The 26,811-nt window shown below is 36.8% G+C and carries 26 protein-coding genes and 1 pseudogene; 18 read left to right on the top strand and 9 right to left on the bottom strand.

Going from position 1 to position 26,811, the window contains the following annotated elements:
• The 4 genes from J671_RS25380 to J671_RS25375 all read left to right on the top strand — a co-directional run.
• A partial coding sequence (locus J671_RS25380; protein WP_010591098.1) for an IS30 family transposase occupies nt 1-307 on the top strand: 307 nt, incomplete at its 5' end.
• 84 nt (nt 308-391) lie between these two features.
• Nucleotides 392-673: a hypothetical protein gene (locus J671_RS0104900; protein ID WP_004708208.1), complete on the top strand. Its 282-nt coding sequence runs from the start codon at nt 392-394 to the stop codon at nt 671-673.
• A gap of 169 nt (nt 674-842) precedes the next feature.
• Nucleotides 843-1,226, top strand: coding sequence for a hypothetical protein (locus J671_RS19675; RefSeq protein WP_031983157.1), 384 nt, complete (start codon nt 843-845; stop codon nt 1,224-1,226).
• 231 nt (nt 1,227-1,457) lie between these two features.
• Nucleotides 1,458-1,589, top strand: a complete 132-nt coding sequence (locus J671_RS25375; RefSeq protein ID WP_002048661.1) for a hypothetical protein — start codon at nt 1,458-1,460, stop codon at nt 1,587-1,589.
• A 44-nt stretch (nt 1,590-1,633) separates the two neighbouring features.
• Here J671_RS25375 and J671_RS19665 read toward each other — a convergent pair whose 3' ends face one another.
• Nucleotides 1,634-2,335 (bottom strand): hypothetical protein, encoded by a 702-nt coding sequence (locus J671_RS19665; RefSeq protein ID WP_031983155.1) that lies wholly within the window; start codon nt 2,333-2,335, stop codon nt 1,634-1,636.
• Nucleotides 2,336-2,718: 383 nt separating this feature from the next.
• On the opposite strand from J671_RS19665, the gene J671_RS19660 reads away from it, so the two are divergent.
• Nucleotides 2,719-3,153 carry a hypothetical protein gene (locus tag J671_RS19660; RefSeq protein ID WP_031983154.1) on the top strand — a complete coding sequence of 145 codons (435 nt, stop codon included), beginning with the start codon at nt 2,719-2,721 and terminating at the stop codon, nt 3,151-3,153.
• A 59-nt stretch (nt 3,154-3,212) separates the two neighbouring features.
• Here the strand turns inward: J671_RS19660 and J671_RS19655 are convergent, their stop codons facing one another.
• A complete protein-coding gene (locus J671_RS19655; protein ID WP_031983153.1) occupies nt 3,213-4,796 on the bottom strand; it encodes an ATP-binding cassette domain-containing protein in 1,584 nt (527 codons plus the stop codon).
• Between the two features lie 262 nt (nt 4,797-5,058).
• Nucleotides 5,059-5,503: pseudogene (locus J671_RS0104895) on the bottom strand (universal stress protein).
• A 288-nt stretch (nt 5,504-5,791) separates the two neighbouring features.
• Here J671_RS0104895 and J671_RS19650 point away from each other — a divergent pair.
• The 5 genes from J671_RS19650 to J671_RS19635 all read left to right on the top strand — a co-directional run bounded on the left by J671_RS19650 (nt 5,792) and on the right by J671_RS19635 (nt 11,119).
• The gene (locus J671_RS19650; protein WP_000774578.1) at nt 5,792-6,019 is read left to right on the top strand and encodes a hypothetical protein; all 228 of its coding nucleotides are present in this window, start codon (nt 5,792-5,794) and stop codon (nt 6,017-6,019) included.
• Nucleotides 6,020-6,196: 177 nt separating this feature from the next.
• Complete coding sequence (locus tag J671_RS26190) at nt 6,197-6,370, top strand: hypothetical protein (RefSeq protein WP_022575551.1); 174 nt, start codon at nt 6,197-6,199, stop codon at nt 6,368-6,370.
• 253 nt (nt 6,371-6,623) lie between these two features.
• Entirely contained in the window at nt 6,624-7,067 is a 444-nt protein-coding gene (locus J671_RS19645; RefSeq protein ID WP_002053613.1) for an RDD family protein, read from the top strand.
• Nucleotides 7,068-7,627: 560 nt separating this feature from the next.
• Nucleotides 7,628-10,384, top strand: coding sequence for a magnesium-translocating P-type ATPase (gene mgtA, locus J671_RS19640; RefSeq protein ID WP_031983152.1), 2,757 nt, complete (start codon nt 7,628-7,630; stop codon nt 10,382-10,384).
• Between the two features lie 15 nt (nt 10,385-10,399).
• Nucleotides 10,400-11,119 (top strand): MgtC/SapB family protein, encoded by a 720-nt coding sequence (locus J671_RS19635; RefSeq protein ID WP_002053619.1) that lies wholly within the window; start codon nt 10,400-10,402, stop codon nt 11,117-11,119.
• A 73-nt stretch (nt 11,120-11,192) separates the two neighbouring features.
• On the opposite strand, the gene J671_RS19630 is transcribed toward J671_RS19635, so the two are convergent.
• On the bottom strand, nt 11,193-12,365 hold the full coding sequence (locus tag J671_RS19630) for a benzoate/H(+) symporter BenE family transporter (RefSeq protein ID WP_022575554.1): 1,173 nt from the start codon (nt 12,363-12,365) through the stop codon (nt 11,193-11,195).
• Nucleotides 12,366-12,552: 187 nt separating this feature from the next.
• Between J671_RS19630 and J671_RS19625 the strand changes: the two genes are divergently transcribed.
• Nucleotides 12,553-13,026 carry an Lrp/AsnC family transcriptional regulator gene (locus J671_RS19625; RefSeq protein ID WP_002053657.1) on the top strand — a complete coding sequence of 158 codons (474 nt, stop codon included), beginning with the start codon at nt 12,553-12,555 and terminating at the stop codon, nt 13,024-13,026.
• A 36-nt stretch (nt 13,027-13,062) separates the two neighbouring features.
• Here the strand turns inward: J671_RS19625 and leuE are convergent, their stop codons facing one another.
• The 3 genes from leuE to J671_RS19610 all read right to left on the bottom strand — a co-directional run bounded on the left by leuE (nt 13,063) and on the right by J671_RS19610 (nt 15,800).
• Nucleotides 13,063-13,713: a leucine efflux protein LeuE gene (gene leuE, locus J671_RS19620; protein ID WP_004708223.1), complete on the bottom strand. Its 651-nt coding sequence runs from the start codon at nt 13,711-13,713 to the stop codon at nt 13,063-13,065.
• Between the two features lie 73 nt (nt 13,714-13,786).
• Nucleotides 13,787-14,776 (bottom strand): transaldolase, encoded by a 990-nt coding sequence (tal, locus tag J671_RS19615; protein ID WP_004886642.1) that lies wholly within the window; start codon nt 14,774-14,776, stop codon nt 13,787-13,789.
• Nucleotides 14,777-14,906: 130 nt separating this feature from the next.
• Nucleotides 14,907-15,800, bottom strand: a complete 894-nt coding sequence (locus J671_RS19610; RefSeq protein ID WP_031983151.1) for a LysR family transcriptional regulator — start codon at nt 15,798-15,800, stop codon at nt 14,907-14,909.
• A gap of 90 nt (nt 15,801-15,890) precedes the next feature.
• Between J671_RS19610 and aceI the strand changes: the two genes are divergently transcribed.
• On the top strand, nt 15,891-16,325 hold the full coding sequence (gene aceI / locus J671_RS19605) for a chlorhexidine efflux PACE transporter AceI (protein WP_004701059.1): 435 nt from the start codon (nt 15,891-15,893) through the stop codon (nt 16,323-16,325).
• Nucleotides 16,326-16,392: 67 nt separating this feature from the next.
• Here the strand turns inward: aceI and J671_RS19600 are convergent, their stop codons facing one another.
• Entirely contained in the window at nt 16,393-17,961 is a 1,569-nt protein-coding gene (locus J671_RS19600; protein ID WP_002053671.1) for an acetyl-CoA C-acetyltransferase, read from the bottom strand.
• A 235-nt stretch (nt 17,962-18,196) separates the two neighbouring features.
• Between J671_RS19600 and J671_RS19595 the strand changes: the two genes are divergently transcribed.
• The 3 genes from J671_RS19595 to J671_RS19585 all read left to right on the top strand — a co-directional run bounded on the left by J671_RS19595 (nt 18,197) and on the right by J671_RS19585 (nt 21,848).
• Complete coding sequence (locus J671_RS19595) at nt 18,197-19,588, top strand: 3-oxoacyl-ACP reductase (RefSeq protein ID WP_004886646.1); 1,392 nt, start codon at nt 18,197-18,199, stop codon at nt 19,586-19,588.
• A gap of 74 nt (nt 19,589-19,662) precedes the next feature.
• Nucleotides 19,663-20,517, top strand: coding sequence for a MaoC family dehydratase (locus J671_RS19590; RefSeq protein WP_017393394.1), 855 nt, complete (start codon nt 19,663-19,665; stop codon nt 20,515-20,517).
• Nucleotides 20,518-20,588: 71 nt separating this feature from the next.
• A complete protein-coding gene (locus tag J671_RS19585) occupies nt 20,589-21,848 on the top strand; it encodes a serine hydrolase domain-containing protein (protein WP_031983147.1) in 1,260 nt (419 codons plus the stop codon).
• 48 nt (nt 21,849-21,896) lie between these two features.
• On the opposite strand, the gene J671_RS19580 is transcribed toward J671_RS19585, so the two are convergent.
• A complete protein-coding gene (locus J671_RS19580) occupies nt 21,897-22,475 on the bottom strand; it encodes a TetR family transcriptional regulator (RefSeq protein WP_031983146.1) in 579 nt (192 codons plus the stop codon).
• A gap of 126 nt (nt 22,476-22,601) precedes the next feature.
• On the opposite strand from J671_RS19580, the gene amvA reads away from it, so the two are divergent.
• The 3 genes from amvA (at nt 22,602) to cpaB (ending at nt 26,774) form a co-directional block, all read left to right on the top strand.
• Nucleotides 22,602-24,080, top strand: coding sequence for a multidrug efflux MFS transporter AmvA (gene amvA, locus J671_RS19575; RefSeq protein ID WP_031983144.1), 1,479 nt, complete (start codon nt 22,602-22,604; stop codon nt 24,078-24,080).
• Nucleotides 24,081-24,337: 257 nt separating this feature from the next.
• Complete coding sequence (cpaA, locus tag J671_RS19570; RefSeq protein ID WP_031983142.1) at nt 24,338-26,119, top strand: metalloendopeptidase CpaA; 1,782 nt, start codon at nt 24,338-24,340, stop codon at nt 26,117-26,119.
• A gap of 22 nt (nt 26,120-26,141) precedes the next feature.
• Nucleotides 26,142-26,774, top strand: coding sequence for a metalloprotease secretion chaperone CpaB (cpaB, locus tag J671_RS19565; RefSeq protein ID WP_031983141.1), 633 nt, complete (start codon nt 26,142-26,144; stop codon nt 26,772-26,774).
• The last annotated feature ends 37 nt before the right edge of the window (nt 26,775-26,811 follow it).

Raw genomic sequence — 26,811 nt, 5'->3', positions numbered from 1 at the left:
CTATGACCGTGGACGCGAGATGTCAGAACATAAAATACTCGAAGAAGATTTAGGCATAGATGTATATTTCTGTGACCCACATTCACCTTGGCAAAAAGGCACATGCGAAAATATGAATGGTTTAATTAGGCAATATTTACCTAAAGGGATTGATTTAAATCAGGCAGATCAGCATTATTTAAATCAAGTTGCCATGTCACTGAATACTCGTCCTAGAAAGGCGTTAGATTGGCTTACACCATTAGAGAAATTTGCTCAGCTTGTTGATTATCATATGGCTTTTGAAACTGTCGCACCTCATGTTTGAATTCGCCATCATAAAAAAATCCATAACTTATCTGTATAGCATGTTAAGTTTTTCTACACATATAAATTATAGAAGGACTGAAACATGAAATGTTCATATCAAGATTTGGATGGAAACAGTGTTGAAATAACTTGTGAAAGTTACATACATATACCATCCGGTGCAGGAGTAAACAAAATAGCCGGGAATAATCGGTCGGCAGACCTAATACATATTACCGAAGATTTCAGTTTTTTTAAGAAAACACAAGCAGATTCAATACCCATCTATCGATTTGCTGTTGATGATAATTGTAATGTTTTTAATAGTGATGAGTTACCAGCTTTGGCACAGATTGGAACAAATTGGAAGGTTTTAGATGAATAGTTTTTAAAATGAAAACATAGTCTATAAGTTAATTTTAAATATTTTGTAAAATTTATCAAATAGTAAATATTTAACTAAACTTAATAGAGGTATTATAGACAGCTAAATTAGATGTAGTCTGAATATTTATAGGCAGTTTTAGACTAAATGTTGCATAGTGAGAAAGAACATGAAGCGCCTTATTACATTATTTTTATTGCCTTATGCTACGGGTACATTCGCTCAAGAGCCTTTCGAAGTCAATAAAAGCTGTTTTATTGTGAATGGTAAAAATAGTACTGAGACTTGCTTACTCTCTTCTACGAATAACTTAAGTTCTAACTTTGAAAGATTAACTTTTCCAAATAGCAAAGTATTTATAAAAGAATCAAATATTTGTTCTCATGAGGATTCATGTATTTCTGTGGGAAGTAATTTATCGAATTTAAAAGATGCGACTATTTATTATCGTGATTTTAAAACTAAAAAGATTATTGAAGCACCTGAAAAAGATTCATGGACATGCTTTAAGCAACAGCATGATCGGTTAGATTTTTGTGTTTCCTACAATTAACAAAAGCTTACCTCTAAGAGTGATAATTAAAGTAATGAGCGAAAACTAGTTAAGTATCCCTCTCATCTCTAAAACTGCTGCTATTTAATTATCAATGCTTTAATTATGTGTGCTCCATTCTAATTTACATTTCTATGCGAGAAGTACAAAAAAGTCTATAAACCTATGCTGATCGTAATATGGATAGTCAGTATTTATAACCTAATCAATGGAAACTGTATGAGGTAAGATATGACTAAAATTATAGCTACCCTAGGTTTAGCAGCAATTATTTCAGTCTCTGTTGCGGCATGCCAAGGCGAGAACGATACCAAACAGCAAGATAAAACCACAACGCCGCACTCATTAGATAAAGACTCATAAAACTAAAAAAGCCCATCAATAGATGGGCTTTTTTAGTTTTATTTTCATTTAAAAAATGGATTACTCACAAACACTAAACCGACTGAAAAAAATGAGTCATCTTTAGTCTGATTTAAACGGTTACCGTAACTTGCGTTGAACTGTATATTTTCTTTGTACAACATATATTTAATACCGGTTTGATAAAATGAATCACTTCGATCATTTCCATACACTTCAGCAGTAACCGTTAAGGGTTTCGTAATGAATGTTTCTGTACCCACACCCCAAGTAGTTTGCTCGCGGTGAGTGGTGTGTTCTCTAAGCCAGCCCACATTAGTATGCAATAAGAAATGGTCATCCAACATAGAAATACTTAAGGGCACATTCACAGTCCAATCTTTTTCACTAGTGTGGTTGTTATTAATTTGGCTAGAAAATGAAACACCAATTCCCCAGTTATTGGTCTCAAGTGGTTTTATAAGCGTTTTCCCTTGAACAGTTGTATAAGTGATATTACCTGCCTCATCAGAAAAATGACGCCCCAAACCTACACCAAACTCAAAATTGCCACCAATATTGCAAGAAGGAATAACCCAATATTCCTTATCTTTAGGGTTATTCTGCATCCATGAGTCAAGTTGACAAGAATGGGCTGGGACTAAAGAAGCATCATCAACGACCATTGGTCGTCCAGCATAGCTACAAATAAATGCCAAGCAAGTGCTAAAAAAAACGATAGATTTTTTAAAATTAAGAAATAGCATGGATGACTCCAAAACAACAAGGAGCATATGTAAGTATTTACTTGTTTTTTAAAACAACTGATAAATAAGAAATAAAGCAAAAGGGAAGGACTCTCTTAAATCCACAAGAGAGCCAGTGGGCTTTAGTGGATACTTAAATCTGAGTCGATGATTTATTCTTATCAATCGAGCAAGTACTCACAATGAAGCTCCTAAAAATTCGTTGCGCGGATTCTAAGGCGGTTTTTATAAGCTGGCAAGTTAAAGTTTCATGACATATATTTTTTGAACAACTATTAAAAGACTTACAAACTCAAACGTTACTCATCAAATTTATACATAAAGTAAAATTTAATAAAAAGTATCTTTTTTATAATTATTTAAAAGAATTTTGAGGGTTAAAAATGAAAAAAAATATTAAAATTTTATTATTAACAGGATTAATTGCAACTTTACCATTAACTGTTGTTGCTAGAAATGTTGAAACCAAAGTAAGCTTTTTAAAAGGTTCTGATCAAACAACTTTAACAGGGAAATTTCAGGGCTATGATGATGTAAGGTATCGAGTTTTTGCAAAAAGTGGACAGGTTTTAAAATTTAACATTAATAGTTATAGCAACTTAGCTTATATTAATGTTTTTGCTCCAGGTCAAAAGCCAGGCAAAGATAAGGCATTATTAGTAGGCTCGACTACAGGCTCTTCAGGAGAAGTAATACTACCCGTTGATGGTGACTATATTATTCAAGTTTATCAAATGAGAAATAGTGCACGAAAAAATAGAACCGTATCATTTAATTTAGATCTTCAAATAGTAAATAATAAAAATATAAAATACTAATTAAGACCATCTATATAAAAGCTCTAATAATTAGAGCTTTTATATAAGATTAAAAAATATTAATTTAAATAAATTGACTCATGAATTCCGCACTTTTCAACAAAAGCTAAATCATGAGAGACTAATAACACAGCACCTTCATAGCTAGAAATAGCATTTGCAAATAGCTCTCTTGATTCAATATCTAGATGATTTTCTGGTTCATCGAGTAATAAAAGTTCAGGCATAGTCTCTGCATGACTTAAACCTAACAATGCGACTTTTAACTTCTCACCACCACTCAGTTGAGCTAAAGGATAAGTCCCTTTTTCACCTCGAAGCCTAAGCTGACCTAATAGATTTCTCCACTCTAACTCAGAAATATCAGGATTAATATTTCTTAAATTCTCAACAGCAGAGAGATGGTCTAACAAAAAGCTGAAGTTCTGATCTAGATAGAAGCAATTTACAAACAGGCTAATTTCATCTGTAGGCGCTACAGCAGATTGAACAATCTGTTTAAGCAAGGTTGATTTACCGACACCATTACGACCAACTAAGTGAGTTTTTTGAGAAGCTTTGAGGGCAAAATTGATGGGTTGCTGTGTTCCATAGTGGAGTTTTAAGTCATGAACTCTAAGAATTTCTCCTGAACGTTTTTGAAAAGAGGGGAATATAAATTGTTGAGGTTTAACAGTTTCCAGAAGTGATTTTTTATTTTTCAAATCCTGCTGGCTTTGCTCAATTTGACGGTGATGTTGAGACTGGATTGCTCCTAAACTTTGTCCAGCCTGTTCTTTTTTAAAGTCGAGTAAAATTTTAGCTTGTGAGTTTGAATCACGAAGTTTGTTGCCAGCACGCTCACGTTTTTGTGCTTTCATTAAAACATCATGTTGCTTCTGCTTCATGTGCTTAACTTCACGTTGATGTTGATGTACAGACTGTTCTAAAGCCTCAACTCGTGTTTGATATTGCTCATAAAAAATTTCATAGTTTCCTGTAGTTTGCTGTAAGCCATGTTCATTTAAGTGATAAATATGGTCCACTTCATTTAACAAAGTTAGATCATGGCTAATGATAAGAGCACCCGCCGGATGTTTCTTGAGGTGATGAATTAACCACTGTCTAGCATCTTGGTCGAGATGGTTACTTGGTTCATCAAGCAATAGATAGTGATCGGTTTTTAAAAATAATGCTGCTAACGCTAACTTGGTTTTTTGTCCTTCACTTAACTGTTTCACCGGAAAGTTTAAATCGGTTGGTAAGTGAGCCGATCGCAATAAGCCTTCCCAAACAGAAGGGAGATCCCAATTGCCTTCTAATAAATCATAATCATCGAATTCAGCTTCGCCTTGTTCTACTCTTTGCAAAGCTTTATAAAGTTGGTCAATCTCTAAAGCTTCTGCAATGGTGGATGAAGAAAGGCGCGTTAATTGAGCTAAATATGCATGCTTAGACAGCCAAGTAATTTGACCACTAATGTGCATTTCTTTGGTGGGCGAAATCTCTTGGAGCAATTGCATAAGTAAAGACTTACCTTGACCATTGCGGCCAATTAAAGCTGATACTTGATGATGCTCAAGTGAAAAATTTAATTCTTTAAACATCACTTTTGAAGGAAATTCTAAAGTGAGCTGCGATACTACACATGCCTGCTGAGTCATAAAAAAACCTCATAAATACAGGATGTACAAAATAGGAAAGTTAAGCTTTAAATAAAGACGTTAAGTCACTAAAAATAGTCTATTTTGCACATCAAAAAAGAGAAAATTGATGAGAAAAAAGACTTACTTCATTGGCGTGACTCACAAAATAGAGGGGGAAAGAGACTAATAGTTTATAACGGTTTTTAAGCTGTGTAAAACTTATGCTTTTTTTACGTAGAAAAGCCTAATCAACTGATTAGGCTTTTATTTGACTAAGCAATTATTCTTTTACTACCAAAACTTGGATTTTAGTGCTGTTTAGAACATCTTGTGCAAAACTACCTAAAATAAGTTTTTGGAAACCTTTGCGACCATGAGAACCAATAACGATCAGGTCTGATTTTAAGTCTTCTACAGCTTTTAAAATGCCATCAGATGAGATTTCACCTTGAATAATTTGTGTATCAATATCAACGCCTTCTTCAGCACATAAGGCTTTTACCTTGGCAAGCGTTTTTTTCAGCATTCGCACGCGCTTCAACAAAATAATCTTTTACAACAGGAGAGATGTAATAAAAATCAACACCACTAAATGGATCTACTGCAACAAGACTAATTGCTGTAAGTTTACTACCAAAAGCTTTAGCAATATGGGCAGCTTGTCGGGCTGCTGCCAAAGAAATCTCGGAACCATCCACAGGTACAATAATATGTTGATAATTCATAATGTTATTCCTCTTATTTACAAGTTGTTATATGTATGAAGCTTTTCTTACTTAAAGATTAACACATTTGTTTAAAGGTAGAAATCAATTCAATTAAGTTGTCATTAAATTAAATAAAAATGAAATATATAATTGATTTTTATTGCTTTTAAAATGACATTGCTTGATCGATATAGGGTAGAGTGAAAATTTTATTTTTTAGATGAACTTTACAATAAATTACTTTTCATATTTTTGTCATACAGAACTCGTATAACCAAATAGTATATTGAGTGGGGGAGTATAAGAATGGCAGATTTAACAGCAAAGAAAGTAAGTAAACTTATTGAAGAATTTCGCCAAACAGGTAAAGAACCGGAAAAATTAGTAATTGGATATAAAACTTATGCAAGACTTATGGCTGACGATAAGTTTGCTGAAAAAGTAGTGCCTTCACTGGAAAATTCAAAAGATCGTTTATATAAAAATCTGAAAATAAAACTTATTACTGAAAAGCACTATTTTGAAGTTAAATAAATTATAACTGTGATATTTGTCACAGTTTATTTTTTATTATTAACATTTAGCAAGAATTATTAACATATTGTTTTTGAGTTAATACAAAGAAGGTGTGTATTCAACATTTGAGAACAGTATTTATTGCTAAAAGCGCTAGAATGAGTTGATTTTATCGTAAATGGTTGAATAAACTAAATGTTTAAGTTAATTATAATTTTATTTTATCTACTTACTATTCTAGGTGTTTTATCTATACTAGGAGGTGTATTAACTTTAAGCTTCTTTTTGATAATTATTGGTTTAGGACTAATCTGTGCTGCATTACTATTGAAGAAAGAATTTAAAATTGATGTTTTGTTTTGGAAATAATCAGCCGTTATATATTATTCAATAAAAATAATTAAACCACCTCATCTAGAGTGAGGTGTATATAAAATACTTAAATATTATATATTATGTTATAATTTATTGGTCTCAACAGTATTTATTACAATTCTAAGTAAAATAGAAAATTAAAAATTATTTCAAGTATTTAAAAATAAAAAGATTTCCTTTAGGATTAAAGTAAAATGAAGTTGTCTCTTTAGTATAAGGCAAACGATAACAAAACAGAGGTGTACGCATGAGCTATAAATACGAATATGCAGGGTTCTGGTTACGATTTGGTGCAATGATTATTGATACACTTATTCTCTTTTTAGCAATTATTCCAGCTGCATGGGTTTTTTATCGTGGAGATTATGATCTGATATTTGCGACAGGAATGAGTAGTAAACCGCAAAACTATTGGTTTGATCTGATTGTAAATTATGCTTTTCCATTTTTATATACCGTTTTATGTTGGCTCTACTTTGCAGGTACACCAGGTAAACGCCTTATGCGTTTAAAAGTTCTCGATGAAAAAACGGGTAATAAGTTAACTTTGATGCAATCCATCATTCGTTATATTGGATATATTCCATCCATCTTAGTATTTTGTATTGGTCTTATTTGGGTGGCATTTGATCCTAAAAAACAAGGCTGGCATGACAAAATGGCGAAAACTGTGGTAGTCAAAGAGCTGTGATTTTAAGCTGGAATTTTGTTAATAAAAAATTACAAAAAAATTCTTGTGTGTTATAGAGTAAAACATATACTTGCCGCGAGTTTATTTAATGGAGATCCTAAATGGGTAGTTGTTCGAGGTTCGAGTTTAATTATCAATTAAACCAAAGCCAATACTGAGCAAGATAACCATTAGGAAGGGCTATCTTGCAATGAGATAGCTTTGTAAAAAATTAGATTAAACCTATACAAATTATTTTTTGTAATTAAGTACTTCAAGCACTTATCTATTTAGTTTCTCGCTAGAAATGGGGAGAAGCCAATGTTCTTATATGCTTCCACACACTGCTATAACTACCAAAATTCAATTTTGGTAAATAATTCGTCTCATACGATTCAAAGTATTCGAGCTATGTTCAAGCCCGCGACTTTCCGTCAGCGTTGGTTCGGCTTTGGGCTAATTTTCTCTTCTTCATCGTAACTCTACGATCTCCGATTCCTTTCTAAATTTTAAATTTTTATAGACTTTATTTATCAATAAGGTCGAGAGCTTTGTACGCCTAAAAAATGGAGGATTTCGCGATGAAATTCTGGCAACGACTCTTCACAGCATTTTTACAAAGATTTCATTTGATGCGTTTTTTTGGTCGTAATCGATCTTTTAAAGAGCTACATCAATCTAGCTATGCTCAAGAAATTAGCAAAAATTTATCTATGCGTTTGCTCGATGCATCAAGAGTCCAATCAAGTGATTTATTAAAACAATTCGATACTCATTACACAGGGCTTACAGAAGAACAAGCACATACCCAACAAATGGCAGTGGGGCTTAATGAGATCACTCATGAGAAGCCATTAACTTGGTGGCAACATCTTTGGTATTGCTACCGCAATCCGTTCAATATTTTGCTTAGCCTTTTGGCATTAATTGCTTTTTTTACCGATGATTTAACGGGTTCAACCATTATTAGTGTGATGGTTATCCTCTCGACATTACTTCGTTATTGGCAAGAAGCAAAATCAAATCAAGCTGCGGATGCTTTAAAGGCAATGGTAAGTAATACCGCTACAGTACTGCGTCATCAAGTTAGTGCAGAAGATTTAGAGCTTATGCATGAGCGTTATGGCATTGATATTAAAAACCAAACCAATCACCAATTTGAAATGCCAATTCAATATTTGGTGCCAGGTGATGTGATTTTATTATCTGCAGGTGACATGATTCCTGCTGATTGCAGAATTTTAAATGCCAAAGATTTGTTTGTCTCTCAAGCTGCAATGACTGGTGAATCAATGCCTGTCGAGAAATTTCCATTGCAGAAAAATCTCGAAGAAACGAGTGCTTTAGAGCTAGATAACATTGTATTTATGGGGACCAATATTGTTTCTGGTTCGGCTCAGGCAGTTGTTTTAAGTACGGGTATTCAAACATATTTTGGTGCACTCGCTCACCGTGTTACAGCTACTGATCGAAGTAACACGGCATTTCAAATGGGTGTCAATAAAGTCAGTTGGTTACTTATTCGTTTCATGTTGGTGATGGCACCTGTTGTACTTTTTATTAATGGTTTCACTAAAGGTGATTGGACAGAGGCATTTTTATTCGCATTATCGGTTGCTGTTGGTCTTACTCCAGAAATGCTACCGATGATTGTGACTTCAACTTTAGCCAAGGGTGCGGTTTTCTTATCTAAAAAGAAAGTGATTGTTAAACGTCTAGATGCGATCCAAAACTTTGGTGCAATGGATGTTCTGTGTACCGATAAAACTGGAACGCTAACTCAAGACAAAATCTTTTTATCTCAACATATTGATGTTCATGGGGAAAAATCAGACTTTGTACTAATGCAGGCATTTTTAAACAGTTACTATCAAACAGGTTTGAAAAATCTGCTTGATGTGGCTGTGTTAGAAGCTGTTGATGATCAGATCAAAACTCAAAAGTTACGTTATAAGAAGTTAGATGAAGTTCCTTTTGATTTTGAGCGTCGCCGTATGTCGGTTGTGGTAAAAACACCTCAAGAAAAAGTGCGTATGATTACCAAGGGCGCAGTTGAGGAAATGTTAAAGGTTTGCCGTTATGTCGAGGTAAACGGCAAAGTAGAGCCTTTAACAAAACAACGTGAAGTCGCAATTGAAGCATTAACTCAACGTTATAACCGAGATGGCTTACGTGTTGTTGCTGTAGGGTATCGTGAGTTTGATAATAATCAGGAAAATTATTCGGTTGTTGATGAAAGTGATTTAATTTTAATCGGTTACGTCGCATTTCTTGATCCACCTAAAGAATCTGCTCGAGAAGCAGTACAAAGTTTGCATGCTCATGGTGTAACCGTAAAAGTACTTACTGGTGATAATGAGTTTGTCACTCAAAAAGTGTGCCGAGAAATTGGTCTGAACTATGACCAAGTTCTATTGGGCGGTGTAATTGAAACCTTAACCGATGAGCAGCTCAAAAGAGCAGTAGAGCAATACCATATTTTTGCAAAGCTTAGCCCTGTACATAAAGAACGTATTGTTGAGCAGTTAAAAGCCAACGGTCATGTGGTTGGTTTCTTGGGAGACGGTATTAATGATGCCGCGGCTATACGCGCTGCCGATATTGGTATTTCAGTAGATACGGCAGTAGATATTGCTAAAGAATCAGCAGATTTAATCTTGCTTGAAAAAAGCTTGATGGTGCTTGAAAAAGGTGTAATTGAAGGCCGTAGAACTTTTGCCAATATGTTGAAATATATCAAAATGACGGCAAGTTCAAATTTCGGTAATGTTTTTTCGGTATTAATTGCGAGTGCTTTTATTCCATTTTTACCAATGCTGCCTATTCACTTACTCATTCAAAACTTACTTTATGATGTGTCACAAATCGTGATTCCATTTGACAACGTTGATGAAGAGTTAATTGCAAAACCGCAGCGTTGGCAACCTGAAGAAGTTGGCCGTTTCATGGTGGTGTTTGGACCGATTAGCTCTATTTTTGACATTATCACTTTTTGTTTAATGTGGTTTGTGTTTTCGGCGAATACACCTGAACATCAGACTTTATTCCAGTCTGGCTGGTTCGTAGTGGGGTTACTCACTCAAACGTTAATTGTGCACATGATCCGTACGGCTAAGATTCCATTTATTCAGAGTCGTGCTGCAACCCCATTGTTAGTCATGACAGTAGTGATTATGTGTATTGGTATTTTCTTACCAATGGGCCCTTTAGCAAGTTATTTAAAACTGCAAGCTTTACCATTAAGTTATTTCTTATATTTGCCTTTAATTTTAATTGCTTATATGTGTATTACTCAATGGGTGAAAAAAATCTATATCCGCCGTTACGGCTGGCAATAAAATTATAGGTGCAAGATGAAGTTGCAATTTCTACAACATGCAGATTTATCTAATATTGTTGATACATTAATTAGTCTCTCAGTTGCTTTTATTTTAGGGGCGTTAATTGGATTTGAACGGCAATATAGGCAACGGACTGCTGGTCTTCGAACCAATGTACTGGTGGCTGTAGGTGCTGCAATTTTTGTGGATGTTGCAACAAATCTTACTGGAGCAGATGGCGCTGTTCGGGTCATTGCTTATGTGGTTTCGGGTATTGGTTTCTTGGGCGCAGGTGTAATTATGCGTCAAGAAGGTAACATCCATGGCTTAAATACCGCAGCAACTTTATGGTGTTCTGCTGCGGTAGGGGCCGCTGCGGGTTCTGATTTAATTATTGAAGCCATACTGGCAACAGCTTTTATTTTATCTGCCAATACGTTGTTAAGACCGATTGTTCATATCATTGACCGTCGTCCATTAGACGATGATACAGAGGTTTTACATGTAATTTATATTATCTGTGACCGAAGTCAGAGCAAAGTAGTTATGGATGAATTAAATCTAACGTTGAAGCACCACAATTACCCTCCCAAAGACATTGATGTAACGCCTTTTGGAGAGAAAGAGGTTGAAATAGAAGTGACGTTAATTGCGACTTCAATTGAAGCGGAAGAAGCGCAGCATATTATTAACCACTTAAATGCGATGCCACAAATAAGACAGGCTTTTTGGGATAAAAACGCAATTAATTAATTTAATGAGACTTTGCACTTAACTGTTTATGAAATGCTCTAAATGGTTAAGCGCAAAGTTTCTATTTTAGGTGTTATTTTTTAACCTTAAATTTAAGGACTACAAATACAATAATACCGATAATTAGTCCCCAAAATGCCGAACCAATACCGAAAAATTGGATACCCGAAGCACTACATAAAAAGGTAAATAGTGCTGCTTCACGGTCTTCAATTGGGCCAAAGGCAAGCGCAATGTTATGGCTAATGGTGCCAAGTAATGCAATACCTGCTAAAGCTACAATAAAAATATGAGGAAAGGACATGAGTAAGCTTGTCAGTGTTGCTGCAAATAGTCCCATCAATGCATAGAAAAAACCAGAGCTTATGCCAGCAATATAGCGTTTACTTGGGTCAGGATGAACTTGATCATCAAGGCATACAGCCGCACTAATCGCAGCAATATTGACGCTATAACAACCAAAAGGCGCAAGCAAAACTTGGGTTAAACCGGTCCAGCCAATGAGTTGATTGACATGTGGTTTATAGCCATAACTTTTAATCATGGCAATACCGGGTAAATACTGTGAAGCCATACTAATCACAAACAGTGGTAGCGCTAAGCCTAAAACTGCTGACCAGCTAAAAACAGGACTAATCCAAACAGGTTTAGCCAAAGACCAGTGAAGTGTAGGCATATGAAAGTCTAAAAACACAGGGCAGAGCACAACACCAGCAAGTGCTGTGAACACGATGCTATAACGCGGCCATAATCTTTTGGTAATGATATAAATGACGAGTAAAGATAAAACGAATGCCCAATCATTTTGCAAACTTGCGAAAAGTGAAATACCAAATTTGAGTAAAACGCCTGCAAGCATGGCACTGGTCAAGCTTTGAGGAATATATGAAAGCGCCTTTTGAAATATTCCTGAAAAACCTAAAACCGCAGTCAGTACACCAACAACTAAAAAAGCACCAATTGCTTCATTTATGCTATATCCACCGCCAGTTGCAATAATTAAAGCGAGACCGGCAGTAGACCAAGCTGTTGCTACAGGGTATTTAAATTTCCAAGAAAGGATGAGTCCTGATAAACCAAGACCCAAACCTAAAGCCCAAAACCATGAGGTGATTTGTTCAGGTGAAGCATTTAAAGCTTGGGCTGCCTGAATCACTAAAATAGCCGAAACACTAATACCAATTAGAAAGGTAATGAAACCCGCGAATACGGCTGGAATAGAAAAATCTTGAAGAATCTTTTGCATGGCTAAATGTTCTAAGTCCCTGAAAAATTAATATGTTTCTGCCTATATTTTCAGCCAGATAAATCTAACAATTTTTTTAAAGAAGGTGCTTCCTATTTTGGGTGTCAAAATGAAATAATATTTTTTATATAGTTATAAATGCTATTATTTATTTCATAATAAGTAATTAAATTTGGATATTATTTTTATGAATGAGCAAGCTGAAAATTTGACACCGCTTGAGCTGAAAATTATGCGTTGTTTACAAGAAAATGGACGCTTAAGTAATGCCGAACTAGCAAAACTTGTTGGTATTAGTACCTCGTCATGTTGGAATCATACGCAACGTCTTTTTAAAATTGGAGCTATCTTAGATGTTCGTGCTCGAATCAATCCAAGTATGGTGCAGCGTGAGACCATCGTTTTGGTTGGGGTAGTGCTGGACCGTTCAACACCAGATAGCTTTCAAGCTTTTGAACAAGCCGCAGGTGATTTGGAGAATGTTCTAGAGTGTTATCTGGTTGCCGGAGAAGTCGATTATTTTCTAAAAATTCGTGTTAAAGACTTAGCTGCTTTTAACCGATTTCATAGTGAAAAAATTATTGCCTTACCGGGAGTAAGGCAGGTGAGAACATTCTTTGTACTTAATGAAGTCAAAACAGATGGCATGCTGGCATTTTAATAATCTAATAAGTTTTAACTTTATTGCCTCAGTAACTTACATGGTTGAAGTGGCCAGCTTTAAACCGAACCCAAAAAATAAAATACCCACTAAGAAAATTCCGCTTGCAGCAATTTTATGATTTTGCTTAAAAAATGCTGAGAGTTTAATGCCAGAGAAAATAAGCGCTGTTAAATAGCTAAAACTAATAATTTGTAAAATTACCGCTAAGATTAAAAAACTTAAAGCTGGATAAGCATAATCTGGATTAATAAACTGAACAAAGAAAGATAAGAAAAATAAAATTGCTTTAGGGTTAAGTAAACTAATACTTAAGGCTGTTTTATAAGGATGAATTTTATCTAAAGCAGGTAAATCAGCCATTTCGGCTTGTGGTTGATTACGTAATTTCCAGCGTTGAATACTGCCTTGTAAAAGTTTAAACCCTAAATAGGACAGATAAAGTGCACCAACGAGTTTAAGAATAATAAAAACCCAAGGGAATGCTTTTAATAAAGAAGCTGCACCTAATACGGTACATAGCATTAAAATAAGATCACCAGTAAAAATACCAAGTGCACCCATATATCCAGTTTTAATACCATAGCGTGAAGCAATTGACATCACATAAAGGGAATTGGGTCCGGGTAATAACACAATTAGGAGTGTACCAATAATATATGTTGTTAGATCTGTTATGCCGAACACGAGAAACTCAATAAAAAACCGATTTTTGTCATGATAACAAAAATCGGTAATTTTGTATGAAAAGTGCAGTTTTTTAAGATTTAATTTCTGCATCAATTCCAAAGGATTGACGTAATAAAAGGCTTAATTGATCTCGCGCTTTAATGAAGCCATCAACACCACCTTGTAAAAGTTGGAAAGCCATTAAGTCATGATTGAGTTCGTCTTTAAAACTTTGTTCGTTCTGAGCAGGTCTAATAATAGCTTCTGCTTGTTTTGCTTGAGTTGCATCAAGTGCAGCTTTAACAGCACGTGTATCTTGCTCAAGTTGAGTAAGTAGTCCCGGCGAAATTGTTAGCAAGTCACATCCTGCAAGGCCAAGCACTTGATCGATACTACGGAAGCTCGCACCCATCACTTGAGTTGGAATATTTTGCTGTTTGTAATAGGTATAAATTTTCTTAACTGAAACTACGCCTGGATCTTTCTCGATTGGGTAAGAGTCAACACCTTCAGCTTTTTTGTACCAGTCTAAGATACGGCCGACAAATGGTGAAATTAAAGTCACTTTCGCATCTGCACATGCCTGAGCTTGGTGTAAACCGAAAAGAAGAGTGAGGTTACAGGCAATACCTTCAGCTTCGAGTACTTTAGCAGCCTGAATACCTTCCCAAGTCGACGCAATTTTAATAAGAATACGTGACTGATCAATACCATAACCTTTGTAAAGCTCACATAATTCATGTGCTTTTTGAATGGTTGCTTCAGTGTCGTATGAAAGGGCAGCATCAACCTCTGTTGAAACTCGGCCTTCAATGAGTTTTAAAATTTCTACACCAAATTTTACGGTTAAAATATCAATGGTTCTTTCAATCAGCTCATCATTTTTATAGCCTTCTTCTTTGGCTTGATAATAAGCATCTTCAATGAGCTCTTTACTTTCTGGTTGTTCTGCTGCCGCAGTAATCAATGAAGGATTCGTTGTAGCATCTAAGGGACGAAATTTACGAATAGCATCAAGGTCGCTACTGTCAGCAACAACGGTCGTTAATGTTTTTAATTGGTCAAGTGCTGTATGAGTCATTGATATTCAACATCTTCAGTAATAAATCTTATGTTTTCTTTATAGCACAAACTCTATCCATACTGTCGATATATCAATTGTTATGTTTCAAAGAAAAACGTTTATGTTCTGCATCTAAATTGAAATTATTTTAAGGAACCTGCTGCATTCGCTTATTACGAATATAGTCAATCAGGAAACGTGCAGCAGCGCCGAGTTCACTTTCACGACTCCAGACCAAATCAACGTAATATTCAAAGCGCGGTGTAAAATCAAATACGTCTAATGCTTTAAGCTTGTTATTTAACTCAGGGTTTTCTTTAAACATCTCTTGCGGCAGTACTCCCCAACCCAAATTACGTAAAATCATTAAGCACGCAGAGTGGTGGTTGTCTGTACGCCAGTAATGTTTTGAAAATAATAATTCGGGTTTTAAGGTTTCATCTCGACTTGCTACCACAATTTGTCTCGTACCCAAAATCTGCTCATAAGAAACATGCTCTTGGCTTGCGAGCGGATGGGTTTTTGAAATAACAGGAATTAAGGCTTCACGTTTGAGTTCAACAAACTGTTCTCTATTGTCTAAATGCTCACGTTCAAACATAAGGGCCAGTTGAGCAGAGCCATCTAATAACATTTGAAGCGCATCTTCTTGAGGGGCAGACACAATATTAATTTGTAGATCGGGAAAGCGACTTTCTAGCAGGCAAACATAGTCGGTCCAATTGGTATGTAGCAGTTCAGACACTACAACAATAGTAAGATTAGGTTCCAGCCCAGTACTTAATGCATGCGCGTGCTGTTTCCATTGATTCATTTCAATCAATAGTTGTGCCGTCTTTTCATATAGCACTCGTGCTTCGGCTGTAGGAGTAGGTTCGCGGCCTTTACGTTCAAATAAAGTCAGGTTCAGATCGATTTCTAAATTAGCAATCGACATGCTCACAGCAGAGGGGACTTTACCGAGTTTCCGTGCTGCTGCTGAAAATGAACCTGTTTCCATAACGGCTTGGAACATGAGAAGTTGTTCTTGATTAATATTCATCTGTCAGAAAAATTGAAAGAACCTGATTGGATTAATCAAAATTATAAAAATAAAATGCACATTATCCAAGTTATTATTGAGTATTTAAAAATGTTGATTTCCAAGAGAAGACTCATTCATGCAATCAGTTATGAAGGAATTTTGTTGGTCATCATTGCGATTGCATTAAGTTTTATTTTTGACATGCCGATGGAAGTGACTGGAACACTCGGTGTGTTTATGGCAGTGGTTTCTGTTTTCTGGAATATGATTTTTAACCACTATTTCGAAAAAGTAGAGCATAAATATAATTGGGAAAGAACGATCCCTGTGCGGATTTTACATGCGATTGGTTTTGAGGGTGGTTTGCTGATTGCGACTGTTCCAATGATTGCATATATGATGCAGATGACAGTGATTGATGCATTTATTTTAGATATTGGCTTAACCTTATGTATTTTGGTTTATACCTTTATTTTCCAGTGGTGCTATGACCATATTGAAGATAAGTTTTTCCCAAATGCTAAAGCAGCATCACTTCATTAATTCACATAGATTGAAATGAAATAAGCACCCAGATGGGTGCTTATTTTGTTAGGTCGATAAATAGAAATTATTTTTCTACAATCGCCACCACACCTTCACCGCCTGCTGTACAGATCGAGATTAATGCGCGGCCTGAACCTTTTTCATTAATTAATTTAGCTGCAGTAGCCAAGATACGACCACCAGTTGCAGCAAATGGGTGACCTGCACCTAAAGATGAACCATTTACGTTCAGTTTAGAGCGGTCAATTGAACCCAATGGTGCATCTAAGCCAAGACGTTCTTTACAGAATTTTTCATCTTCCCAAGCTTTTAAGGTAGAGAGTACTTGAGATGCAAATGCTTCATGGATTTCGTAGAAATCGAAGTCTTGAAGCTTAAGGTTAGCACGCTTAAGCATACGAGGTACTGCATAAGCAGGAGCCATCAATAAGCCTTCTTTAGGACCGTTCTTGCCAATGAAGTCAACAGCTGCTGTTTCAGAGAAAGAAAGATAAGCTAAAACTTCATGTCCGTTTTCTTTTGCCCATTCTTCAGAAGCAAGCAATACCACAGAAGCACCATCAGTCAACGGAGTTGAGTTACCCGCTGTCATTGTTGCAGTTTCGCCTTTACCGAAAACTGGTTTTAATTTAGCAAGTTTTTCAACTGTACTGTCAGGACGTAAGTTGTTGTCACGGTTAAGACCTAAGAATGGAGTCATTAAGTCATCAAAGAAACCGCGGTCATAAGCAGCAGCAAGTTTTTGATGGCTGCTTGCAGCTAACTCGTCTTGCGCTTCGCGAGTAATACCCCATTCTAATGCAGTGATTGCTTGGTGCTCACCCATTGAAAGGCCAGTACGTGGTTCACCATTGCTTGGTGCATCAAGAAGCTTTTTAAAATCAATTTTTGTTAAAGCTTTAAGACGGTCTTTACCAGTTTTAGCAACATTGAGTTCAAGTAAAACTTTACGTAAACCATCACCTACAGCAATCGGCGCGTCAGAAGTGGTATCTACACCACCTGCAATACCTACGTCGATTTGACCAAGGGCAATTTTGTTAGCAACAACAAATGCTGCTTGTAAACCTGTACCACATGCAATTTGAATGTCGTAAGCAGGAGTTTCAGGAGCAAGATCTGTACTCAATACAACTTCACGAGTCATGTTGAAATCACGGCTGTGTTTTAAAACAGCGCCCGCAACAACCTCACCAATACGCTTACCTTGTAAATTAAAGCGCTCAACCAAACCATTCAATGCTGCTGTCAGCATGTCAGAATTAGACGCTTTAAAGTAAGCGGTATTTGAACGTGCAAATGGAATACGGTTGCCACCAAGGATTGCAACGCGGCGAACAGTGTTTTGACTCATGGTTTTATCCTGTTGAACAGAAGTTTTGGTTTTTGTTGCTTTTGGTGCTGCAGCTACATTTGAAGATGTAGACGGGGTTGCTGAAGCAGCGCTCTTACTACGAGGGCTACGTGCAGGTGCAGTCGTTGAACGAGTACGTGTCGTTTTTGGTGTATTAGTTGCTGCTTTAGGAGTAGTGCTGTTACGCTTAGCCGTGTTAGAAGCCGACTTTGATGTATTTGACACTTTTTCCTGAGCAGAATTCTCGACTGCTGGATTTTCTTGAGTTGTTTTGCTCATAAGGCTTTTCCAAGCATAATAACGATATTCTTGTAAGCTACCTTAACACAATTCAAATAGACCTGTATTGACTAGAATGACATTGTAGATAGCATTCAGGTCAAGACATCAAAAGATGAACTCAAGTATGATTTGGAGTAACTCTAATGAACGACTGCTTTCATATTGTTTCTTTCCATCTCATAACATAATGAAGCCTGTCGTAGAAAATTCATTTCTTTGAGAGATAATAATCATGACTGATCAATACCAAGCATTTACGCAATCTCCTATTGGTAAATTCGTTGTTAAAAATCTGGGTTTACCATCGCCAGTTGTATTAGAGCGTTTTGAAAGTGCTCAGCCAGTAGTGAATGGTGCAGTATTGGTTGGCGCAGCGCCGTCAAGTGTTTTGTCTGGTGCGATTGCACAAGTACTTAGCAATATTCATGCTGACAGCTATGTAGGCAATAATGTTGCATTACAACAAGAAGCTGCAAAAGTTGGTTTAAATTTACGTCCATTCAATGCGGGCGATAAAGAATCAAAATTCAAAGCAGTTGTATTTGATGCATCTGGTATTCAAAACTCAGAACAGTTAAACGAACTTTATAAATTCTTTAATCCGATTGCACGTCAAGTTGCGACTTCTGGTCGAGTGATTGTGATTGGTACAACACCTGAAACTGCAAAAACTGTAAAACAGGCAATTGCTCAGCGCGCACTTGAAGGCTTTATCAAATCTGTAGGTAAAGAATTTAAAAAGGGTATTACTGCTCAAGTTGTTTATGTTGATGAAGGTGCTGCTGCAAATCTTGAATCAACATTACGTTTCTTGCTTTCTCCACGTTCAGCGTATGTATCTGGCCAAGTAATTCGTGTATCTAAAGCAGATGTGGTGGATGTTGATTGGGCAAAACCACTTGCTGGAAAAACTGCGTTAGTAACTGGTGCAAGCCGTGGTATTGGTGAGGCAATTGCACACGTGTTGGCACGTGACGGTGCTCATGTTATTTGTCTAGATGTACCACAACAACAAGCTGACCTTGACCGTGTAGCTGCTGACATTGGTGGTTCTACATTGGCAATTGACATTACAGCTGCTGATGCGGGCGAAAAAATTAAAGCTGCTGCGGCAAAACAAGGCGGTTTAGATATTATTGTTCATAACGCAGGTATTACACGTGACAAAACTTTGGCAAACATGAAGCCAGAGCTTTGGGACTTAGTCATTAATATTAACTTGTCTGCTGCTGAACGCGTAAATGACTACTTATTAGAAAACGATGGTCTAAATGCAAATGGCCGTATTGTTTGTGTATCATCAATTAGTGGTATTGCGGGTAACCTTGGTCAAACCAACTATGCTGCTTCAAAAGCTGGTGTAATCGGTTTAGTGAAATTTACTGCACCTATCTTAAAAAATGGTATTACCATTAACGCAGTAGCACCTGGCTTTATCGAAACTCAAATGACTGCGGCAATTCCGTTTGCAATTCGTGAAGCAGGTCGTCGTATGAACTCAATGCAACAAGGCGGTTTACCTGTGGATGTGGCAGAAACAATTGCATGGTTTGCATCAGCTGCTTCTACAGGTGTAAATGGCAACGTTGTACGTGTGTGTGGTCAAAGCTTGTTGGGCGCTTAAGCACTCTTAGCTAAATAGGGGTGCTTGTGCATCCCTTTTTTATTCAAGAATCTATAAATTATAAAAGGTTAGGTATGAATACTCGTCATTTTAGCCAACTACCAAAAGCGGCATTGGCTTATCCAAAAGTAGTACAAGGCTTAATTTTTAAAAAGCCGCAGGGGCCAAAAATCTTACCACAAGTTGAATATGTGGTAGACCGTCTTGAAATTGATCAGAGCCATCTCAAAGCTTATAACGAAGTATGTGGCTTTCAAAATAATGGCTTTGTACCGGCAATTTATTTAGCGGTACTTTCTCAAAGCTTGCAAATGCACATGATGACAGCAGAAGCCTTTCCATTTCCAATTTTAGGTTTAGTGCATATCCGTAACCAGATTAAACAGACTAGACCTATTGGTGTAACTGAAAAACTAACTTTGTCATGCAAATTTGGGGAATTAAAACCGCATGATAAAGGCGTTCAGTTTGACTTTATTACCACGGCAAAAGTTGGCAATGAAGTAGTGATGGAAGGCTTAACGACTTATTTATCTCGCCAAAAAGTCGAGAAAAGAGTGGGTGAGAAAGCCAAAGAAGAACAAGCACCAGTTTATGTTCCAAAGGCCCAGTGGGATATTTTAGAAAACACAGGCCGCCGTTACGCGAAAGTGTCTGGTGATTTTAACTTAATTCATATTCATGCCATTACTGCAAAAGCATTTGGCTTTAAACAAGCAATTGCACATGGTATGTGGAGCAAAGCTAAAGCACTAGCGAATCTTGAATTACCTAATGCTTATGAAGCAGATGTCTGGTTTAAGCTACCAATGTTCTTACCGTCAAAAGTTGAGTTTTTAACTGCCAATACAGACAAAAAGACTGATTTCTTGATCCGTAATGCGAAATCTCAAAAACCGCATGTTGCCGGAACAGTAAAAGCATTATAAAAATATCAGTAGCCTGAACACAGGTTTGGGCTGCTTTTGAGCAAAATAACAAAAAATGCAAGGAACTTCATGTGATTAAAGAAATTTTACTGGCCGATACCCATAACTATCACGGTATTTTAGATGAACGTTTTATTGATTTAGCTCACCAGTTCAGCCGTCTTCAAGATGCTAGAACAGGACAAGGTGGAGCTGCTTTAGCGGTTTATTTTAGAGGCCAGAAAGTTGTAGATATCTACACCGGTCTAAAATCACAAACTGAAGCTTGGCAACCCGATACTTTGGCAGTTTGCTACTCTACAGGGAAAGGTGTACTTGCAACCTTAGCACATATTTTAGTCAGTGAAGGTTTTTTAGAATATGACAAACCGATTGCGACTTACTGGCCTGAGTTTGCTCAGAATGGTAAAGAGCAAATGACTTTGCGTCATGTGTTGAGTCATCAAAGTGGTATGTTCGATATTCGAAATATCATCGAAAGTGCGAGGGAAATGCTCGACTGGCAACATATGTTAGATGTAATGGCCATGTCCAAACCAAGATTCATTGCAGGACAGGGCAACGCTTATCAAGCTTTAACATTTGGTTGGCTTGTTGGTGGTGTGCTTGAAAAAGCAACTGGTCAATCTTTAGATCAACTCATGCAAAAATATCTCATTGAACCGTTGCAGTTAGATGGTGCTTATTTTGGTACACCTGCAAGCCAGTTGGAACGGGTAGCTCGTTTAATTATTCAGCCGAAACCAGAAAAACCAGCATCTGCTCAAGCCGAAAAACCTAACAAACCTCAGCCACGCAAAAGTTCACTTTCTGAAAAAATGATTACGTGGACTGGGCAGGACCCTCAAGATTTTCAGGATGCTATGATTCCAAAAGGAATGAAGAATTTTAGTTTCTTTAGTGATGAAGGATTGCAAGCTGTTATTCCAGCAGCAAATGGCACATTTACTGCGAATAGTCTTGCTAAAATTTATGCGATGCTGGCAAATAAAGGCGAATGGGATGGACAGCAACTCATTCGCCCAGAAGTATTTAAAGAGCTGAGTACCATTCAAAGTTATGCACGTGATCGTGTCATGCCAATACCAATGAATTGGCGTTTAGGATATCACCGTATTATTACGATGGGTAAACGCGCTAAAAATGGCTTTGGGCATATTGGCTACAATGGTTCAGGGGCATGGTGTGACCCTGAGCGTGATCTTAGCTTTGCCTATACCCATAACTTTCAGATTGGTTCAATCACGGGTGACTATCGTTTATGGGGATTGACTCAAGAAACCTTACGCTGCACTGACCAAATTTTAAAAGGGCGTAAAGGTTGGTTCTAATTTTAGTATTTTTAAAGCTGGTATTTTTTAGCAATGCCAGCTCAACATTTATAATAATTCTAGGCGAATAATCGCTTCGGTATGGCGTTTGAAGTCTTCTTCAGCTAAACCTTGTAATCCTAGTTGATAAATCCCTTCTAATCCACACACAAAGGCAATAAGTCGCCACGCAATATCTGTGGAATTAGACCTATTTTTAAATTCACCTTCTTTTTGGCCGCATTCAATCGATTGCACAATAGCTTGATGCCAACTTTGCATGGCGAGGTTATACGCTTTTTGTATTTCTGCATCTTGTTCAATCAAGAGTTCAGCTTCATTCCATAAACGTAAGTAGGGCTGAAGTCTGTCGATATTTTCTGCCCCTAATAAGATGAAGAGTCTTTGAAATTGGCTAGTTGTTTGGAGAGTTTGTTCTATTTCATCAAGCTGTTCCATCAGCTTTAAAAAAGCTTCAGCTTTTAAATGAGATGCGGAAGAAAAATGATGATGAACTTGTCCGGTAGAGGTTTGTGCTTCTGTTGCGATTCTACGTACCGTCATGGCTGTAAAACCTTCAGCCAAAGCAACTTGCATGGCAGCTTGCAAAATCATTTCTCTACGTTGATCGCGATTAAGATAGGCCATGTTGCTTTCACCTGACTGAATTCGACACAAACTACATTAAATTTAAAAATTGGACAAGTGTCCAATTGTGTATATAATAACCATGATTTGAACACATGTCCAATTTTTGGATATTAGAAGAATGTTATGCAAAAGAAATGGTTAATCCTGACAATTATTGTCCTTATTTATTTACCAGTTACGATTGATGCAACGGTGATGCATGTTGCAACACCGACTTTAAGTGAAGCATTAAATTTAACTGCCAATCAGCTTTTATGGATCATTGATATCTATTCACTGATTATGGCGGGTTTAATTTTGCCGATGGGTGCACTTGGTGATCGTATTGGCTTTAAAAAATTATTATTTATAGGAACTGCCGTTTTTGGTATTGGTTCTCTAGCGGCTGCTTTTTCTCCAACGGCCTATGCCTTAATTGCTTCACGTGCTGTTTTAGGCCTAGGGGCAGCGATGCTTATTCCGGCCACTTTATCAGGCATCCGTAATGCTTTTACCGAAGAAAAGCAGAGAAATTTTGCACTCGGTCTCTGGTCTACAGTAGGTGGCGGTGGAGCAGCTTTTGGCCCGCTAGTTGGTGGGTTTGTACTGGAACATTTCCATTGGGGAGCTGTATTCCTCATAAACATTCCGATTATTTTAGTCGTTCTGGTTATGATTGTAATGATCATTCCTAAACAGCAAGAAAAAACTGATCAGCCAATTAATTTAGGGCAAGCTTTAGTTTTAGTGGTAGCCATTTTAAGCCTCATCTATTCAATCAAATCGGCTATGTATAACTTCTCGGTACTTACAGTCGTGATGTTTGTGGTGGGTATAAGCACATTAATTCACTTCATTCGTGGCCAAAAAAGAAGTACGACGCCAATGATTGATCTGGAGTTATTTAAACATCCAGTGATTTCTACCAGCATTGTCATGGCAGTTGTTTCCATGATTGCGCTGGTTGGCTTTGAATTGCTCTTGTCTCAAGAGTTGCAGTTTGTCTATGGGTTTTCTCCCTTACAAGCAGCGATGTTTATTATCCCATTTATGATTGCAATTAGTTTAGGTGGTCCACTAGCAGGAATTTGTTTAAATAAATGGGGACTTAGACTTGTATCTACTGTTGGTATTTTAATAAGTGCACTCAGTTTATGGGGACTTGCCCAACTTAACTTTTCGACCGATCACTTCTTAGCGTGGACGTGTATGGTCTTTTTAGGCTTTAGTATTGAGATTGCCTTACTGGCTTCAACTGCTGCCATTATGTCATCTGTTCCACCACAAAAGGCGAGTGCAGCAGGTGCGATTGAAGGTATGGCCTATGAGCTTGGTGCTGGTTTAGGTGTCGCTATTTTTGGTTTAATGTTGTCTTGGTTTTATAGCCGCTCAATTATTTTGCCAGCCGAGCTTCCGTCAGATTTAATTGAAAAAGCGAGTATTTCAATTGGTGAAACTATGCAATTAGCATCTAGCCTTGAAAAACCTTTAGGAGAGCAATTAGTTGCGGTTGCGCAGCAAGCTTTTAGCTATGCACATAGTTGGGTGCTTACTATCTCAGCCATTTGTTTCTTCCTGTTAACTGTATTTGTCTGGTTTAGTTTTCCTAAGAAAGTAAACTAAAATAAAGGGTAAAAAGAGAGATTTATCTTTCTTTTTACCCTCAAATGTCTTTTTAATATTTTCTTTATATTCAATTTAGTTATTTAATTCTCATAAACAAACTATTATTTAATAAATTTCATGTTTTTATTTCAAAATGATTCAAACATCATCTTATTGAAATTTAATAAAAAAATTAATGATTTGAAAATTGACTGCAAAAAAATGGTTTGTTAACCTACTATTCGAAAATCTAAAAACAAATAAAAGAGGCTACTGTGAATTTTAAATTAAAAACATCACTTATTATTGGTGCAATTGTTGCATCTTCACTTGTATATGCTGCAACCGTACTCTCACCAAATCAGAATAATAATAGTGGATCAATTCCGACGGGTTATTCAGATTTAGAGTTTTCTTTAGCTAATGGAAATTGGGTAAAAAATCTCTCTTTACCAACAAATGCTAATAATTCAGACAAAATTACAATTCGTTCTAGTGCTGCTTATAGTAGTTATTTAGACACTTCTAATACGAATATTCCGTTAGAAGTGTTGAAGATAAATAGTGGGGATGTTTATCAATTTATCTTTAATAGCAGTCAAAATAAATGGATCGCTCAGTTAGCGACAGTGAGTCCTACCAATGGTGCGACTTATGAAGTCGTTCCATTAACAACTGCATCAATGCAAAAAGTACTTATTCAAGATGGCAAATGGGCACAAACCATTGCATTGCCAAGTGATGTACGTGATGGAACAACCGTACAAGTTGTTTCTACAGCAAGTGCAAGCTCAGAGATTGATAAAACAAATTTACTATTCCCGAGCAGTTTTACATTAAAAAATGGATCTGAATATTGGTTTAAATATTATTCTGCTTTAGGAAAATGGGTGCCAGAATATATAAAACCTCAGAAGCTAAATGTTCAGCAAATCGGAATATCTTTAGCCGCGGTAAGTAGTCCCCTTACCGAAATTGCATTTGGAAATGGAAATTGGGTTTCCAATTTCACTTTGCCTACCACTGCAAGTGATCGAGATAGAATTATTATCAAGTCTACAGCGACTTGGTCTGCAAAAATTAATAACACCAATATTAATAGCCAAGCGACCTTAACACTTAAAACAGGCGATCAATATGAGTTTATGTATGTAAGCGACAAAGGATATTGGCAGCTGATCTCTTCACCAACAAAGGTAATTGATTCAACGGCAACAATCCCTGCAACTTTACCGAATATGACTCAGCCCACTTTAAAAGTAAAACTGTCTACATCAAATTGGCAGCCGACCTTGCAGCTACCAGCTCAAGCTCAAGTCGGGGATAAGGTGGTTATTGTGTCGAATGCATCGGCAGACACTTTGATTAATGCGGCTAATGGATTGTCTACTGCAATTAAAAATGGTGAAAACCGCCGTTTTATATACACTGCTCAAGGCTGGACAGTAGATAGTTATACAATTGATATGTTGTTAGTTTCTAGCCCAGAAGTAAATGCAATTTTAGGTGAGAGCGCTGCAAAACTTAGAATGGTTGAAGGCGTAAATTTAACAAATTTAACTGCTGAAAATTCGAATGCACGTTTTTACTTAAGAGATGTGGGTTATATAACTTATAAAATCCCTGCTACCACTTTAAAAGAAGCAATCTCGACTGGACGAGATGACACGACGGTACAAAATGAGCGGAAACGTGTATTGGCAGACGGTGTTTATTATCAAGGTAATGAGCCGGGCGATGGTGGCTGTGGTTGGGCTTGGATCAATGCTTCTGCATATAACATGATTGGCGCAAATGATATTGCAGGTTGTTCTTTTGCAGCCATGCGTCATGAAGTTGGGCATAATCTTGGTCTATATCATAATGGCTCAACCAATATCGGTTCAGGTTTTGCTCATCCCTTAGGTAGTACCGCAATGGGCGGTAATAATATTAATTTTTATTCTAGTCCATACCTTTACAATCCTAAATATGGTGTTCGTTTGGGTGAAGAAGGAAAAATTGATGCGGTTAGTGTGATTAACCTGAACGCACAAAAAATTTCTCTATATAACTAATCTCTATTTTTAGCTATAAATAATGAAGAAAAATAAGTTGTTAATAGGAACTGCTATCGCTTGTGTGGCGTTAGCAGTTTTAGTTTGGTTTGCTTGTTCACAGCAAAGCTCTTCTGCTTTAACATCGCCTTTAGAAAGTCGGCAAGAGTCTGAGACAAAAGTTGCAGATCGTCAGAATGAATTTGCTCGTCAAAATATGCTGAATTTGAGTCCGTCAGAAAAAGAAAGGTTGTCTCAGCAACAAATTGTTTTTAATGAAGTAGAAAGAGATCAGCTTCCTTCTAAAACTAATTTTCCCCTGCTTAAAAATGCTAAAGGTATGGTCATTAAATATGATCCAAATGTGATCGAACTTAAAAAAGTCGGGGACACTGTTAAATTTCAGATGTTGGAATATGGCATTAATCGTACAGGGAAAATTGTAGAGATCGAACCTGTTGATCAGGATATTGTTCGATGGACTGGTAGATTTGACCAAGGCGATCCGAACCAGAATTTTTTTACTATTACTCAAAGTCAAAAAGACCACTATACAATCATGCAAATTTTTACCGAGAAAGGAAATTATTCAGCTGAAATTAAAGATGGTGTCGGGTTGGTACAAACTATGGATGAGGGTGTTACAGATCAGGAGTTACATCATGATCATCCATAGAGGAATAAATGATTTTGGTAGGGAAAAGAAGTCAGTT

Origin of the sequence: Acinetobacter sp. 1130196 (assembly GCF_000588095.1) — a bacterium.
Classification (GTDB): domain Bacteria; phylum Pseudomonadota; class Gammaproteobacteria; order Pseudomonadales; family Moraxellaceae; genus Acinetobacter; species Acinetobacter nosocomialis.
This window is presented reverse-complemented; position numbering and strand designations above follow the sequence as displayed.